This is a genomic window from Sphingobium xenophagum, assembly GCF_002288285.1.
Classification (GTDB): domain Bacteria; phylum Pseudomonadota; class Alphaproteobacteria; order Sphingomonadales; family Sphingomonadaceae; genus Sphingobium; species Sphingobium xenophagum.
Genome location: NZ_CP022745.1, coordinates 1,838,825 through 1,853,740 on the forward strand (window position 1 = coordinate 1,838,825; position 14,916 = coordinate 1,853,740).

A 14,916-nucleotide genomic window follows, 5' to 3' on the forward strand; every position below is an offset into this window, starting at 1 on the left:
AAATCATAACGCATCGCTGCTATCGCGGGATCGTGGGCAGCAATTCGAACCATATCGTCGAGCCGGACCATCAGGAACGCGCATCGCTGCGCGCGATGACGGGCCTGTGCCAGGTCAGTGACGATGTCGGAACGCGGGTGCTCGAAGCGCAATTGCGCACGGCAGACAGCGTCGCCTTGTTGCGGCAGGTGATGAACCTGTGCGGCCTGGTGTTCATCTGGCAGGTTTTTACCCACTGCTGTTCGCCGGTCATGCTGGGGCTCTGGAGCGCCGGGTTGATCGGCTGCACCCTGGTTGGCGTGCTGATGGACCGCGCCCGGCGCAACGCGAACAATAGTGGCCTGACGAGCCGCGATCTGCGTCGGCATGGACTTGGCGCATTGTTGCAGGGCATCATATGGGCCGCCTGCATGATGCTTGTCTCTCAATCGGGGGAGACCGAGGAACTGGTGGCGCTGTGGACGCTGATCAGTTGCATCATGGTGTGTGGCGCGATCAGCTATGCCGCGACGCCATTGTCTGCCGCCGCCTTCCTCTTGCCCTGCATCGCCGGCCTGTTCGGCATGTTCCACGATGGCGGCCAGTTGCCGCTGCGCGCGCTGGCGACCAGCTATGCGCTGTCGCTGCTGATCGGTTGTGTCATCTATGCCCGCACCTTCGCGCGTCAGCATAGCACCAGCGTGCAATTGGAGGAAAAGAGCGAGGTCGTCAGCCTGTTGCTGCGCGAATATGAAGGCGGTGGGTCCGACTGGTTATGGCAGACCGATTCACTGCGCCGTATCAGCAGCGTGTCGACGCGCTTTGCCGAAACCATGGGACTGGACCCAGCCCAGCTGGAGGGCGAACCCCTTGTCCAGATATTGGCGGGCAGCAGTTGGGAAAGCGGCCGTTTCGCCGCTGGACTGCATAGTCTGGCCGATCATCTCAAGCGGCGCGAAAGTTTCAGCAACCTGGTTCTTCCGGTCGAGGTGAAGGGCGAAACCCGCTGGTGGGAATTGTCCGCTTCGCCCCGCCATGATGAAAACGGGCTTTTTCTGGGCTTTCGCGGGGTTGCGTCGGACGTCACGGCGCAGCGTGAATCGGCGGACAAGATCGCCAGGCTGGCGCGCTTCGATCCGCTCACCGGCCTGCCCAATCGCAGCCATCTGCGCGAAGCGCTGGACAAGGCAATGGCGGCAACCCGTGGACGAACGCCGGGCTGTGGCTTCCTGATGATCGATCTGGACCGGTTCAAGGCGATCAACGACACGCTGGGGCACCAGACCGGCGACAAGCTGCTGAGCCAGGTCGCGCGCCGTCTGCGGCAAATCTGCTCTGGCCCGGAATTTTGTGGGCGTATCGGCGGCGACGAATTTGGCGTGGTCATTCCGACCGTCTCTGACAGTCACCGCATCGAACAGCTTTCCTCCGCCATCATCAGCGCGCTGTCGGCGCCCTATCAGGTCGATCAGCATATGCTCTATGTGGGCGCATCGGTCGGCTCGGCGATGTCGCCGATGGACGGGGGAGAATCGGAATCGCTGATCCGCAGCGCGGACCTGGCGCTCTATCGCGCGAAGGATGAGGGCGGCGGGCTGCATTGCGCCTATGAGCCCCAATTGCATGCCAAGGCGGAAGAAAGGCGGCTGCTCGAACTGGCCCTGCGCGAGGCGCTGGCCAAGGACCAGCTTCACGTCCTCTATCAGCCGGTGGTGGATGCGACGAGCGGCCGCGTGTTGGGGTTTGAGGCGCTGGTGCGCTGGACCCACCCGGAAATGGGGCCGATTTCGCCGGCCAAATTCGTGCCCGTCGCCGAAGAAGCCCGGCTGATCGCACCCATCGGCGAATGGGTGCTGCGCACCGCCTGCATGGAAGCGATGCGCTGGCCCGACGATGTGCGGATTGCCGTCAACGTGTCGGCAGAACAATTGACCAACCCCAGTTTCGTATCTGCGGTCGTGTCCGCATTGGCGCAGAGCGGGCTGGAAGCACGGCGGCTGGAACTGGAAGTCACCGAAAGCGTGTTCATGAACGAGGATGCTGGCGCGCTGCGGGTGCTCGACCAGTTGCTCGGCCTTGGCATCCAGCTTTCGCTCGATGATTTCGGCACCGGCTATTCATCGCTCGGCTATCTCAGCCGCACCCGTTTCAACACGATCAAGATCGACCGCAGCTTCGTGGTCGGCGCGTCGAAAAACACGCCTGAAAGCCTGGCGATCATCCGTGCCGTCGTGACGCTGGCCGACAGTCTGGGCATGACGACCACGGCTGAAGGTGTGGAAACCGAGGTCGAGCTGGAGATGGTGCGGCAACTGGGCTGCAAAAAGGTGCAGGGCTATTATTTCGGCCGCCCGATGGCCGCGCAGGACGCCATTGGCCTTTTTCCGCCGCCCCAGGAGCGGGCGCGGGCCTAATTGCCCTGCAATTGGCGCTCGACCATGGTCCAGAGCGCGGCAAAATCCTTCGCAGGGGCCGATGCCGGGGCAAAGGCGCCCAGCGGCTTGCGGCGTACGGTCATCTGCTCGATCGCGCTGGCCATCGGGATGGCGGGCCAGTCGGGCTGTTCGTCCAGCGCCTTGCGATGCAATGTCCGGCGGCGATCCACCATCGAATAGACCGGCAGGATCGGCGCATGGCTGCCGCCCCGCTGCACCAGATAGCGGGCCACTTCGCCCATCGCGCGCTGCGACAAGGGGGAGGGGATTACGGGAATGACAATGATGTTTGCGGCGCGCAGCACCTGCTCGCTGGTTTCGGTCAGGCCCGGCGGACAATCGAGGATGATGCGGTCATAATCCTTCCCCAGGCTTTCGATCAGCTTGGACAGCCGCTTCTTCTTGTCCATTTCGCGGAACAGATGGTCCAGGCTGCGCAATGACGTGTCGGCGGCGATCAGGTCCAGCCCCGGCACTGTCGACGGCTGGATCAGCTTGCGGACTTCGACATCCTTGCTGAATATCGCCTGCGCGGCGTCCCGGCTCTTGCTATCGGTGGAAATCAGCCAGCTCGATGCCGCCTGCGGGTCCAGATCCCACAGCAATGTCCGCCGTTTGGAAATGGTCGCCGACGCCCAGGCGAGATTGATCGCAAAGGTGGTTTTGCCCACCCCGCCCTTCAGGCTGTAAACGGCGATAGTCGCCAATGCCGGTTCCTTTGCCATGGGGGGAAGCTACGGCTTCCGCCCGCCAAAGCAAGCCCTCAATCACGGCAATGTTACGCCATGGTGACGTTACAGGACGTCGCGCGCCTTTTCCGGCGGACGGGCGATCACTGCGCCCTTGTCGGTCATGACGATTGCGCGCTCGATCAGGATCGGATGCGCGGCCATGGCATCGAGGATCGCGGCATCGTCGCTGGTGTCGAGGGCGATTTCCTTGACGACGCTCTCACCCTTGCGCAGCGCATCGCGCGGGGTCAGTCCGGCCTTGGTCAGAACGGCCGCGATCTCGGCCCGACTGGGCGGGGTCTTGAGATATTCCACGACCGTCACGTCGACGCCGGGCGTTTCCTGCAGGATCGCCAGCGCCGCGCGCGACTTGGAACAGCGGAGATTATGCCAGATTGTGGCCTTCATCCCTGGCCGTCCCGCGCCAGTTGGCAGGCTAGTTCAGGGGAAAGCATCCCCCGGATGCTTTCCTTATCCCTCACGAGCCAGCCAATCTTCCAGCCATTTGATCGTATAGTCGCCGTTCAGGAACTGCGGGTCCTCCAGCAGCGCCTGATGCAACGGGATCGTGGTTTTCATCCCCTCGATCACATATTCCTGCAAGGCGCGTTTCAGCCGCATGATGCAGCCTTCGCGGGTGCGGCCATAGACGATCAGCTTGCCGATCATGCTGTCATAATAAGGCGGCACCTTATAGCCCTGATACAGGCCGCTATCGACGCGGACATGCATCCCGCCGGGGACATGATAGCGGGTCACGGTGCCGGGCGAGGGCGCGAAGGTGCGGGGGTCTTCGGCATTGATCCGGCATTCGATCGCATGGCCGGTAAAGCGCAGATCCTCCTGCGCCACGGACAGCGGCTTGCCTTCGGCGATGCGGATCTGTTCGCGGACCAGATCGACGCCGGTGATCATTTCGGTCACCGGATGTTCGACCTGAAGCCGGGTGTTCATTTCGATGAAGTAGAATTCGCCGTCTTCCCAAAGGAATTCGATCGTGCCTGCGCCGCGATAGCCCATATCGGCCATCGCCTTTGCGCAGACGCCACCGATCCGCTCGCGGTCGGCCTGGCTCAGGATCGGGGAGGGCGCTTCTTCCAGCACCTTCTGGTGGCGGCGCTGGAGCGAACAATCGCGTTCGCCCAGATGGATGGCGTTGCCATTGCCGTCGCCGAACACCTGAATTTCGATGTGGCGCGGATTGCCCAGATATTTTTCGAGATAGACGGTCGCGTCGCCAAAGGCCGCTTTCGCTTCCGACCCGGCCTGCTGCATCAGCGTTTCCAGCTCATCGGGCGAGGTGCAGACTTTCATGCCGCGACCGCCGCCGCCCGATGCTGCCTTGATGATGACCGGATAGCCGGCCTTCTCCGCGATCGCCTTGGCCTCCTCAAGGTCGCTGATTGCGCCGTCGGAACCGGGAACGAGCGGCAGGCCCAGCGCACCGGCGGTCCGCTTCGCCTCGATCTTGTCGCCCATGGTGCGGATATGTTCGGGCTTTGGCCCCACAAAGGCAATGCCATGGGCCTCGACGATTTCGGCGAATTTGGCGTTTTCGCTCAAAAAGCCATAGCCCGGATGGATCGCGTCCGCGCCTGATATTTCGGCGGCCGAAATGATCGCCGCGATGTTCAGGTAACTGTCGCGTGCGGCGGGCGGCCCGATGCAGATCGCTTCGTCGGCCAGCCGCACATGCATGGCGTCGGCGTCGGCGGTCGAATGGACGGCGACCGTCTTGATCCCCATTTCGTGGCAGGCACGGTGAATACGCAGCGCGATCTCGCCGCGGTTGGCGATCAACAGCTTTTCGATGGTCATGGGCTGCGCGGCCTTATTCGATGACGATCAGCGGCTGGTCATATTCGACCGGCTGACCATTATCGACCAGTACCGCCTTGATCGTGCCGGACGACGGCGCGGGAATGGCGTTCATCACCTTCATCGCTTCCACGATCAGGATGGTTTCGCCGGCGGCGACCTGTGCGCCGACCCGTGCGAACGGGGCAGCGCCCGGTTCTGCCGACAGATAGGCGGTGCCGACGATCGGCGACCGGACCATGGTTCCGGCGGGCGCCGCCAATTCAGCGGCGGACGCGGCCACGGGGGCGGCAGTCGGCGCAGCCTGGGCGGCGGGGGCCGGGGCGAAGGATGGCGCATAGATGGGCGCGCCGCCGCCAGCCTTGCGGGCGACGCGGATCTTGCGATCGCCATCCTCGACCTCGATCTCGGTCAGGTGGGTATCGTCGAGCAGCGCGGCCAATTCGCGCACCAGCGCGACATCCACCTGCATTGCGCCCTTTTCCTGCTTGTCGTTCATGGTTGACCCTTATTTCGTATCTAAGCCTGATAATTGCGGCCAGCGCCTATGCCGATTTGCGCCAAAGCGCAACTTTGTAGCGTCGACCCGAAGCAGTGCAACGGCTGTTACAGTTCCAGCGCGGCTTCCAGCGCCAGCATGTAGGACATTGGACCAAATCCCGCGACCGTGCCCTTCGCCGCCATGCCGACATAGCTCTTGTGGCGGAATGGCTCGCGCTTGTGCGGATTGGACAGATGCACTTCGATCACCGGCACGGTGATGCCCTTGATCGCGTCATGCAGGGCGACCGACGTGTGGGTCAGTCCGCCGGGATTCAGGATGACCGCATGGGCGCCTTCGCCATGGGCCTCCTGCAACCAGTCGATCAGATGGCCTTCATGGTTGGACTGGCGAAAATCAATGACGACATGGGCGCGGGTGGCGGCATCCTCCATCCGTTCCGCAATATCGTCCAGCGTGTCATAGCCATATATTTCCGGCTCCCGCGTTCCCAGCATGTTGAGATTGGGGCCGTTCAGCACATAGATTTTGCGCGTATCCGCCACGACGATCCCCCTTGGTTGTTGCGAGCAGGGGACAAGCGCCCCTATATGTGGCCAAGACCTTTAGCCTTTCGTGTCGCGCCAAGTCGAGACACGTTTCCATCTTGCAGGAACGGGACCGCATATTGTGAGCGTCGACGGCACTATTTCCATCCATATCAATGGCGAACATCGCCGCGTGCGCGACGGGCTGACCCTGGCCGAACTGGCAAGTGAGCTGGGTTTCGTGCCGGAAAAGGTCGCGGTCGAACGCAATCTGGAGGTCGTGCCGCGCTCTACGCTGGCGCAGGTCATGGTCGAGGATGGCGACGAGCTGGAAATCGTGCATTTTGTTGGCGGTGGCGACGTCGCTTCGGTCGCCGACGATAGTTGGAGCGTGGCTGGCCAGACCTTCCGGTCGCGCCTGATCGTCGGCACGGGCAAATATAAGAATTTCGAGCAGAATGCGGCGGCGGTCGCGGCATCAGGCGCGGAGATCGTCACCGTCGCCGTGCGCCGGGTGAACGTGTCGGATCCCAAGGCGCCGATGCTGACCGACTATATCGATCCAAAGGTCATCACCTATCTGCCCAACACGGCGGGCTGCTTTACCGGCGAGGAAGCGATCCGCACGCTGCGGCTGGCGCGGGAAGCGGGCGGCTGGGAGCTGGTGAAGCTGGAAGTGCTGGGCGAGGCGCGTACGCTTTATCCCGATATGGTCGAAACGCTGCGCGCGACCGAGATATTGGCCAAGGAAGGCTTCAAGCCGATGGTCTATTGCGTCGACGACCCGATCGCAGCCAAGCGACTGGAGGATGTGGGCGCGGTGGCGATCATGCCGCTGGGCGCGCCGATCGGTTCGGGCCTCGGCATCCAGAACCGGGTCACCATCCGCCTGATCGTCGAGGGCACCAAGCTGCCCGTGCTCGTCGATGCAGGCGTGGGCACGGCGTCCGAAGCGGCGCAGGCGATGGAACTGGGCTGCACCGGCGTCCTGATGAACACCGCGATCGCCGAAGCGAAAGACCCGGTGCTGATGGCCGCCGCGATGAAGGCAGGCGTGGAGGCGGGGCGCATGGCCTATCGCGCCGGGCGCATGGGCAAGCGCATGTATGCCGATCCGTCCAGTCCCCTGGCCGGGCTTATCTGACGTGTCTTTCGCTTGTGCAGCAAATTGACCGCCGCCTATCTTGTCGCCTATGGGCTGGGGCAGTTGAGGAGGAAATAAGCGATGGTGAACAAGCTATACCCCGATGCCGCGTCCGCGCTGGACGGGCTTCTCTTCGACGGCATGCACCTGTGCGCGGGCGGTTTTGGCCTGTGCGGCATTCCCGAACGGCTGATTGATGCGATCCGCGATTCGGGGGTGAAGGATCTGACCATCGCGTCCAACAATGCCGGTATCGATGGCGAGGGGCTGGGCAAGCTGCTGCGCACCCGGCAGGTCAAGAAAATGATCTCTTCCTATGTCGGCGAGAATAAGGAATTTGAACGCCAGTATCTGGCGGGTGAACTGGAAGTCGAATTCTGCCCGCAAGGGACGCTGGCCGAACGCTGCCGCGCCGGCGGGGCAGGCATCCCCGGTTTCTACACCAAGACCGGCGTCGGCACGGCCGTGGCCGAGGGCAAGGAAGTCAAGAGCTTCGACGGGCAGGATTATATACTGGAGCGGGGCATTTTCGCCGACGTTGCGATCGTCAAGGGCTGGAAGGCTGACGAGAGCGGCAACCTGATCTTCCGCAAGACCGCGCGCAACTTCAACCAGCCGATGGCGACTGCCGCGAAAATCTGCATTGCAGAGGTCGAGGAAGTGGTGCCGACCGGCAGCCTGGACCCGGACGCGATCCACCTGCCCGGCATTTACGTCAAGCGCATGATCGTGGGCGCGCCCTATGACAAGAAGATCGAGTTCCGCACGGTAAGGCAGCGGGCGGCGGCGTGATGCGTCGCCTGACCGGCGCGCTGGCGGCGGCGGCCGCGTTGTTGGCGGGCGCGCCAGCCACGGCGCAGACGCGCCCCGACAGCGACCAGCCCTGGCGCGAGTTCCAGTGGCTCTATGGTTCGGCGGAAGGGGCGGCGACCAGCCGGCAGGCGTTCAACGCGCTGCGTGCTTTTGCGGTGATACAGGCGGAACGCTGGCGCATGGGCGAGCCGGTGGTGCAGCGGGTGCTGGCGCCCGGCGCGACGCTCGACCGGCCTGCCTTCGAAAGCTGCGGCGACAAGAAGCCCGCCGTCGTGTTCGATATTGACGAGACTCTGCTGTTGAACACCGGCGCTGAATATTGGGCGGCGGCCAAGCAGCAAAGCTATGAACAGTCGCGGGCTTTCGACAAGGATGCCTGGGCCAAGTGGGAAAAGGACGGCGCGAAGCTGGTCGATCCGGTGCCCGGCGCGGTCGAGGCGGTCGATACGCTGCGCAAGGCGGATATTGCCGTGATCTTCAACAGCAATCGCAGCGCCTCCAGCATGCAGGAAACCGCCGAAGCGCTGGCCCATGCCGGGCTGGGCGTGGCGGAGTCGGGGAAGACGTTGTTCCTGGACAGTGCTGGCGATGGCAAGAAGGACGGGCGCCGCGCCACGATCGCCGAGACATGGTGCGTCGTGGCGATGGCTGGCGACCAGCTCGGCGATTTCAGCGACCTGTTCAACGTGAAGGAAAATGGCCGCCTGCCCGTGGTGAAACGGCGGCAGGCCATGGGATCGCCCATGCTGGCGCGGATGTGGGGGCAGGGATGGTTCCTGTTGCCCAACCCCGTCTATGGCAAGGGCGCCGAAGGCGATTTTAACGAGATTTTCCCCAAGAACCGGTGGAAGCCCCATTAAGCAGAGGAGGCCATATAGTGCCCTGGACACGTGATGAAATGGCCGCGCGCGCGGCAAAGGAATTGCAGGACGGCTTCTATGTGAACCTGGGCATCGGCATTCCGACGCTGGTCGCCAACCATATTCCCGAAGGCGTGGAAGTGACGCTGCAATCGGAAAACGGGATGCTGGGGATCGGTCCCTTTCCCTATGAGGGCGAGGAGGATGCCGACCTTATCAACGCGGGCAAGCAGACGATCAGCGAACTGCCGCAGACCGCCTATTTCAGTTCGGCCGACAGTTTCGCGATGATCCGCGGCGGGCATATCGACCTGACCGTGCTTGGCGCGATGGAAGTGGCGGAAAATGGCGACATCGCCAACTGGATGATCCCCGGCAAGATGATCAAGGGCATGGGCGGCGCGATGGATCTGGTCGCGGGCGTCAAGAAGATCATCGTCGTGATGGAGCACACCAGCAAGAATGGCGATCCCAAGTTCATCCCGGCCTGCACCCTGCCGCTGACCGGCAAGAATGTGGTCGACATGATCATCACCGACCTGTGCGTGTTCCAGCGTCCCGACCATGACAGCCCGTTCACACTGGTCGAAATGGCGCCGGGCGTCACGGCGGAAGAAGTCGCCGCCAAGACCACCGCGCACTATCTGGTCTGACAGCGTCATGAGCCTCGATGGTACTTATGATGAGGGCAATGTCTTTGCCCTCATCCTTGCGGGCAAAATCCCTTCGGTCCCCCTGTATGAGGATGCCCATACGTTCTGCTTTCTGGACATTCAGCCCCAGTCGAAGGGCCATGCGCTGGTCATTTCCAAATGGTCGAAGGCGCGCAACATATTGGAGATTGAGGAGGACGCGCTGGCGCAGGTGATGGCGACGACCCGCAAGGTCGCGACCGCCATCCGGGCCGCGCTCAACCCCGACGGCCTGCACATCGCGCAGTTCAACGGATCGGCGGCGGGGCAGACGGTGTTTCATCTGCATGTCCATATCGTGCCGCGCTGGGCAGGGCAGGCGACCGGCTTCGTCGCCCATGGACAAGGCCAGTTTGCTGACGCCGATGCGCTCCAAGCGCTGGCGCAAGAGATACGCGCGCACCTCTGATGCGTTTCCATCGCTTTGCGGGGCAGACGCCCCTTTGTGTTGGCGGACGCTGACATGGTCCTGCGTCCCTTCAATGTGCCCGGTGCCCGGCTGGCTTTGCGTACCAAGCGGGCCAGTCCGCTGTTCCAGGGGCGGCGGGGCGAGGGCGAGGTTGTCCTCGACCTGTCGCGCCTGCTGTCGCGTTCCTTCCACCCCGCGCCGACCGGGATCGACCGGGTGGAATATGTCTACGCCCGCGAACTGCTGGAGCGGATTCCAGACCGGCTGTCCTTTGCAGCGGTTCATCCGGCGGGCGGCTATTATGGTCGGCTCAACAGCGCGGCGGTGCGGCAATTTCTGGCCTTTACGGCGGCCAAATGGCGCAACGCCGGGGCAGCTGATGCGCGCGAGGGGCGGGCGGCGATCGTGCGGCACATGTTCGCGCTGCGTCCGCGCCCGGTGCCACGCGCAACCGGGCCCCGCCTCTATTTGCAGGTGTCGCCACACCATCTGGACAATGCCGATCAGGTCGGCGCGATCCTGCGCGCGGAGGGCGCGAAATTCGTGACGCTGGTGCATGATGTGATCCCGCTCAGCCATCCCGAATATGCCCGGCCACAGGGGGCGGATGAACATCGGCGGCGGGTGCATACGATCGATCGCTTTGCCAGCGGCATCATCGGCAATAGCCAGGCGACGATCGACGCGCTGGCGCCGCATATGGCCAGCGGGCTGGCCGGGCGCGTGGTCCGTGTCGCCCATTTCGGCGCGGACGCGGTGGACATATTTGGCGGTCGTGGCGAATCGCTGCCTGACCGCCCGTATTTCGTCTATATTTCGACCATCGAGCCGCGCAAGAATCACCTGCTCCTGCTCACCATCTGGCGGCGGCTGGTCGAGCAACTGGGCGATGCAGCCCCGGTGCTGGTGCTGATCGGACGGCGCGGCTGGGAGAATGAGAATGTCGTCGATCTGCTCGATCGCGCCGAAGCGTTGCGCGGCCATGTGATCGAGGCGGGCGAGGTGTCCGACACGCGGATGCAGGCGCTGGTCGCCAACGCGCGCGCGATGCTGATGCCTTCCTTCGCCGAAGGGTTCGGGATGCCGGTGGTGGAGGCGCTGGCCGCTGGCGTTCCGGTGATATGCAGCGACATCATGGCTCATCGCGAAGTGGGCGGCGACGCGCCCGACTATCTCGATCCGCTGGACGGGCTGGGCTGGATGAAGGCGATCTTGAACTATAGTCAGCCCGATTCGCCCGATCGCGCGGCGCAGATCGCACGGCTCTCGGTCTGGCGCGCGCCGACCTGGCGGGACTATTTCGATATCGTCATCGATTTGCTGGAAGATGTGACAAGTTCTGTTTCTTGACCTTGCATCGGCCCAAGCCCATGAACTGACTGCCATTATGATTCCCACGCCATTCCTGCGGTCCCCGCCTTTTCCCGGCATTGCTGCTTCGCTCGCCGCTGTCAGCGTGATGCGCGAAACGGGCGATGGCGCTGCGCCGGTTGGCGACGATGTACTGGAAGCGATTGTTGCGGCGCGGGTCGGCGGCGCGTTCTGGGGCGCAAGACCCGGCGAACCGCGCCGGTCGGATCGTGCTGAGAGTGATCCTTGGGCACTGGTCGCTTCCGTGCAGTCGATCCACGCGCAGGCGGACGATGACGTGGCGCTGATTGCGGGCCTGCTAGGCGTTTCAGTGATCGGTCCCGACGGCGCGGTCATCGATGCCGGTCAGCTGCGCGCATCCCTCAAGGCGCGGATCGCAGCCGCCCGCTATCGCGACTGTTTCACTGGCGCGCCGGTCGATGCGATGCAGGCGGTGACGCAGCTGGCCGACTGGCGGCGGCATATCGACGGCAATCGCGGCATCGTGGCGGCGAGCGGCATGGCGTTCTGGAAGCGTGACGCGATCCGTCATTTCCTGTGGGACGGCATTGCCTCGCCCCCATTTCTGTCCGCCGACCGGGGACTGCGCCGCGCCCGGCGGGAGCAGGGAGCGCTGGCGGTCTGGCCATCGCGCGTGCCTGTCGCTCTGCCGCAGGATGCCGCCGGTCAGGGCGTGGCGCTGGCGCGGGTGGAGGATGGCTTTTTGCGTTCCCGCGGGTTGGGTGCGGCGTTGCACCCGCCCGGCTCCGTCGTGGTGGATCGCACGGGCATCTATTATAATGCGCGCGCCGCCAATGATCTGGAAACGCTGCTGGCGACGCATGATTTCCCGCCCGCGCTGGTCGATCGCGCCCGCCGCCTGCGCGAACGGGTCTGCGCCACCGGCGTGACCAAATATGGGCCGGAAGCCGGGCAGATGATCGATCTTCCGGCCGGCGGGCGCACGGTGTTGGCGATCGGCCAGGTCGATGACGATCTGTCGGTGCGGCTGGGCGGCGCCGGGGTCGATGGCAATCTGGATTTTCTGAAGCGGGTGCGCCGGGCCGAGCCGGACGCCTGGATCGTCTATCGCCCCCATCCCGATGTGCAGGCGGGGCATCGCAAGGGGCATTTACCCGACTCGGTCGTCCTTGCCCATGCCGATGCGATCGACAGTGGTGCGCCGCTGATGGAACTGGTGCAGGCTGTTGATGAACTCCATGTCCTCTCTTCCTTGACCGGTTTCGAGGCGCTGATGCGCGGCCGTTCCGTAACGGTCCATGGGATGCCTTTCTACGCAGGCTGGGGCCTGACGCGCGATCTGGCGCAACCCTGTGTGCGGCGCGGGCGTCAACTCACCGTGGATCAGCTTGTCGCGGCCGCTCTCATTCTCTATCCTCGTTATCTCGATCCGGTAACGCGGTTGCCGTGCGGTCCCGAAATCATGGTGGATCGCATGGCGGATGGATCGACGCCGCCGATGACCTGGCTCATCGCGTTGCGGGCGCTACAGGGGAAGTTTCGACGTTTTATGACCTTGTCCGCTGAGTTTCTGCATGGCTAACCGCAACAAGAAGACCTTTCTGTTTCTGCAAGGACCGCATGGTCCCTATTTCGCGATGCTGGCCGATGCCTTGCGGCAGCGCGGGCATGTGGCGTTGCGAATCAACATCAATGGCGGCGACAAGGTCGACTGGCCCGGCGATGCGACCGACTATCATGGCACCTTCCGTAACTGGCCGCTGTTTTTTGACGATTTCATCGTCGCCCATGGCGTCACTGACCTGATCCTTTATGGCGATTGCCGCCCCTACCATGCCAGCGCGCACGGCATGGCCCGGCTGCGCAACCTGCGCGTGCATGTGGTGGAGGAAGGGTATATCCGCCCCGATTTCCTGACGCTTCAGGCCGATGGCGTGAACGGCAATTCCACCTTGCCGCTGGACCCGCAATGGTATCGCGACGAAGCGATGGGCCTCCCCCCGCTGGAGGAGAATCAGCCGACTATCCCTTCGAACTTCAGCACCCGCGCGCGCAATACCATGCGCAATGGTTTTGCTGCTGCCATGCTGCGCCCGCTATTCCCCTTCTACCGGACCCATCGGCCGCACAGTTTCGTCATGGAATCGCTGTCCTGGGCGCGGAAGTTGATGATGCGCAGCCGCGACCTGGAGCAGTCGGCCCAAGCCTGGGCCAAGGTGGAAGGAAAGCGCTATTTCACCCTGCCGTTGCAGCTGAATTCCGATTATCAGCTGCGCGTCCATTCGCCCTTTGGCAACATGCGGGCGGCGTTGCGCTTCGTCATCAAAAGCTTTGCCCATCATGCCCCCGCTGACGTGCTGCTGGTGATCAAGCAGCATCCGCTCGATTCCGGTCTGGTCGCCTGGGGCCGGCTGATCCGTCGTCTGGCGAAAGATTATGGCGTGGCGGACCGTATCCATTATCTGTCGGACTGGGACATTGCCGCAGTCGTGAAAAATGCGATCGGCGTGGTCACGGTGAACAGCACGGTCGGCACGCTGGCGCTGAACAGTGGCAAGCCGGTGCTGGTTCTGGGACATGCGGTGTACAAGATCCCCGGCATCGTCAGCGTGAAGGGGCTGGACGCATTCTGGACCAATCCGTCGCCACCCGACATGGCGCTCTATTCCGCCTTCAGGCAGGTGCTGGCCGATCGCTGCCTGATTCGCGGCGGGTTGCTGAGCGATGAAGGCTTGCAGATGCTGGTCGAGAATGCGGCGGATCGACTGGCGCCGGTCGGACGGGGAACCCGCCGTCATCTGAAACTGGTGACGCCCCAGGTCAGCGATTTCATCGCGTCGAATAGCGCGGTCTGACCCGGAGGGTCCGCAACTGAGCGACCCCTGACGGTCAGGGCGCGGTGAAGCCGTAGCGGGCGAAGATGGCCTTGCCCGATGGTGATAACAGGAAGCGGCGGAACGCTTCGGCATCCTTGTGGCGGCTGCTGGTCAGGCGCGCGATCGGGTAACGGATCGGCGGATGACTGCTGGCCGGGAAGGCGCCGACGATCGCCACGCCGCCAGCGACCCGCGCGTCGGTGGCATAGACGATCCCCAGCGGCACTTCGCCCCGTTCCACCAGCGCCAGCGCGGCACGGACATTGTCGCCGCGCGCGATTTTGCCAGCGACGCTTGGCCACACGCCAAGGCTGGTGAGTGCTGCCTTGCCATATTTGCCCGCTGGCACGCTGTCAGGATCGGCCATGGCCAGCCGCCCGTTGCCCAGCGCCCGCGCGATCGGCATGGCGCGGCCGATCCGCAGGCGCACCGGCTTGCGCTTCGGCGTGACCAGCACCAGACGGTTGCCGACGACATCGACGCGGGTGCCGCGTACGACGAACCCGGCCTGCTCGACATCGCGCATCCAGTCTTCATCCGCGCAGAGGAACAGGTCGGCCGGAGCGCCCGCCCGAATCTGCCGCGCCAGCGCGGAGGAGCCAGCGAACGACAGGATGGGTCGGGCATGACCGCGCCGGCCCCATGCGTCGGCGGCGGCGGTCATCGCCTCCTGCATGCTGGCGGCGGCGAGGATCAGCGGGCCGCGATCGGGTGACGCAGCCCGGGCGGTCGGGACCAGAAGCAGCAACAGGGCGATGGCAGACAGGAAGCGCAGGAACATGCCGCCTGTGTGCCGTG

15 protein-coding genes are annotated in these 14,916 nt (G+C 63.9%); 9 read left to right on the plus strand and 6 right to left on the minus strand.

The window, feature by feature from the left end:
- Positions 1 to 32 precede the first annotated feature (32 nt).
- Positions 33 to 2,393, plus strand: a complete 2,361-nt coding sequence (locus CJD35_RS09005; RefSeq protein WP_017181019.1) for a putative bifunctional diguanylate cyclase/phosphodiesterase — start codon at positions 33 to 35, stop codon at positions 2,391 to 2,393.
- Here the strand turns inward: CJD35_RS09005 and CJD35_RS09010 are convergent.
- The 5 genes from CJD35_RS09010 to aroQ form a co-directional block, all read right to left on the minus strand.
- The gene (locus tag CJD35_RS09010; protein ID WP_017181020.1) at positions 2,390 to 3,139 is read right to left on the minus strand and encodes a ParA family protein; all 750 of its coding nucleotides are present in this window, start codon (positions 3,137 to 3,139) and stop codon (positions 2,390 to 2,392) included. The genes CJD35_RS09005 and CJD35_RS09010 overlap by 4 nt on opposite strands.
- Before the next feature lie 69 nt (positions 3,140 to 3,208).
- Positions 3,209 to 3,553: an arsenate reductase (glutaredoxin) gene (arsC, locus tag CJD35_RS09015; protein WP_086485405.1), complete on the minus strand. Its 345-nt coding sequence runs from the start codon at positions 3,551 to 3,553 to the stop codon at positions 3,209 to 3,211.
- Positions 3,554 to 3,616: 63 nt separating this feature from the next.
- The gene (gene accC, locus CJD35_RS09020; RefSeq protein ID WP_017181022.1) at positions 3,617 to 4,963 is read right to left on the minus strand and encodes an acetyl-CoA carboxylase biotin carboxylase subunit; all 1,347 of its coding nucleotides are present in this window, start codon (positions 4,961 to 4,963) and stop codon (positions 3,617 to 3,619) included.
- A 13-nt stretch (positions 4,964 to 4,976) separates the two neighbouring features.
- Positions 4,977 to 5,462 carry an acetyl-CoA carboxylase biotin carboxyl carrier protein gene (gene accB, locus CJD35_RS09025; RefSeq protein ID WP_017181023.1) on the minus strand — a complete coding sequence of 162 codons (486 nt, stop codon included), beginning with the start codon at positions 5,460 to 5,462 and terminating at the stop codon, positions 4,977 to 4,979.
- A gap of 107 nt (positions 5,463 to 5,569) precedes the next feature.
- On the minus strand, positions 5,570 to 6,010 hold the full coding sequence (gene aroQ / locus CJD35_RS09030) for a type II 3-dehydroquinate dehydratase (protein WP_017181024.1): 441 nt from the start codon (positions 6,008 to 6,010) through the stop codon (positions 5,570 to 5,572).
- A 124-nt stretch (positions 6,011 to 6,134) separates the two neighbouring features.
- Here aroQ and thiS point away from each other — a divergent pair, with 124 nt between their 5' ends.
- From thiS to CJD35_RS09070, 8 genes are all read left to right on the plus strand, one after another.
- A complete protein-coding gene (thiS, locus tag CJD35_RS09035; protein ID WP_017181025.1) occupies positions 6,135 to 7,136 on the plus strand; it encodes a sulfur carrier protein ThiS in 1,002 nt (333 codons plus the stop codon).
- Positions 7,137 to 7,217: 81 nt separating this feature from the next.
- Entirely contained in the window at positions 7,218 to 7,928 is a 711-nt protein-coding gene (locus CJD35_RS09040) for a CoA transferase subunit A (RefSeq protein ID WP_017181026.1), read from the plus strand.
- Positions 7,928 to 8,809: an HAD family acid phosphatase gene (locus CJD35_RS09045; RefSeq protein ID WP_095686994.1), complete on the plus strand. Its 882-nt coding sequence runs from the start codon at positions 7,928 to 7,930 to the stop codon at positions 8,807 to 8,809. The genes CJD35_RS09040 and CJD35_RS09045 overlap by 1 nt, the downstream gene beginning before the upstream one ends.
- Before the next feature lie 17 nt (positions 8,810 to 8,826).
- Entirely contained in the window at positions 8,827 to 9,462 is a 636-nt protein-coding gene (locus CJD35_RS09050; protein WP_026002045.1) for a CoA transferase subunit B, read from the plus strand.
- Between the two features lie 7 nt (positions 9,463 to 9,469).
- On the plus strand, positions 9,470 to 9,910 hold the full coding sequence (locus tag CJD35_RS09055) for an HIT family protein (protein WP_017181029.1): 441 nt from the start codon (positions 9,470 to 9,472) through the stop codon (positions 9,908 to 9,910).
- Positions 9,911 to 9,964: 54 nt separating this feature from the next.
- Positions 9,965 to 11,260 (plus strand): glycosyltransferase family 4 protein, encoded by a 1,296-nt coding sequence (locus tag CJD35_RS09060; protein WP_017181030.1) that lies wholly within the window; start codon positions 9,965 to 9,967, stop codon positions 11,258 to 11,260.
- Between the two features lie 37 nt (positions 11,261 to 11,297).
- A complete protein-coding gene (locus CJD35_RS09065; protein ID WP_017181031.1) occupies positions 11,298 to 12,824 on the plus strand; it encodes a capsular polysaccharide export protein, LipB/KpsS family in 1,527 nt (508 codons plus the stop codon).
- Positions 12,817 to 14,097, plus strand: a complete 1,281-nt coding sequence (locus CJD35_RS09070; RefSeq protein ID WP_017181032.1) for a capsule biosynthesis protein — start codon at positions 12,817 to 12,819, stop codon at positions 14,095 to 14,097. Before CJD35_RS09065 ends, CJD35_RS09070 begins: the two co-directional genes overlap by 8 nt.
- Positions 14,098 to 14,131: 34 nt before the next feature.
- Here the strand turns inward: CJD35_RS09070 and modA are convergent, their stop codons facing one another.
- Positions 14,132 to 14,899 carry a molybdate ABC transporter substrate-binding protein gene (gene modA / locus CJD35_RS09075; protein WP_017181033.1) on the minus strand — a complete coding sequence of 256 codons (768 nt, stop codon included), beginning with the start codon at positions 14,897 to 14,899 and terminating at the stop codon, positions 14,132 to 14,134.
- Between the last annotated feature and the right edge of the window lie 17 nt (positions 14,900 to 14,916).

Bases quoted from the DNA above. Each gene is read 5' to 3' on its own strand.
- CJD35_RS09010 (WP_017181020.1), bottom strand. From the start codon at position 3,139: ATGGCAAAGGAACCGGCATTGGCGACTATCGCCGTTTACAGCCTGAAG.
- arsC (WP_086485405.1), bottom strand. From the start codon at position 3,553: ATGAAGGCCACAATCTGGCATAATCTCCGCTGTTCCAAGTCGCGCGCG.
- accC (WP_017181022.1), bottom strand. From the start codon at position 4,963: ATGACCATCGAAAAGCTGTTGATCGCCAACCGCGGCGAGATCGCGCTG.
- accB (WP_017181023.1), bottom strand. From the start codon at position 5,462: ATGAACGACAAGCAGGAAAAGGGCGCAATGCAGGTGGATGTCGCGCTG.
- CJD35_RS09040 (WP_017181026.1), top strand. From the start codon at position 7,218: ATGGTGAACAAGCTATACCCCGATGCCGCGTCCGCGCTGGACGGGCTT.
- CJD35_RS09045 (WP_095686994.1), top strand. From the start codon at position 7,928: ATGCGTCGCCTGACCGGCGCGCTGGCGGCGGCGGCCGCGTTGTTGGCG.
- CJD35_RS09055 (WP_017181029.1), top strand. From the start codon at position 9,470: ATGAGCCTCGATGGTACTTATGATGAGGGCAATGTCTTTGCCCTCATC.
- CJD35_RS09060 (WP_017181030.1), top strand. From the start codon at position 9,965: ATGGTCCTGCGTCCCTTCAATGTGCCCGGTGCCCGGCTGGCTTTGCGT.
- CJD35_RS09065 (WP_017181031.1), top strand. From the start codon at position 11,298: ATGATTCCCACGCCATTCCTGCGGTCCCCGCCTTTTCCCGGCATTGCT.
- CJD35_RS09070 (WP_017181032.1), top strand. From the start codon at position 12,817: ATGGCTAACCGCAACAAGAAGACCTTTCTGTTTCTGCAAGGACCGCAT.
- modA (WP_017181033.1), bottom strand. From the start codon at position 14,899: ATGTTCCTGCGCTTCCTGTCTGCCATCGCCCTGTTGCTGCTTCTGGTC.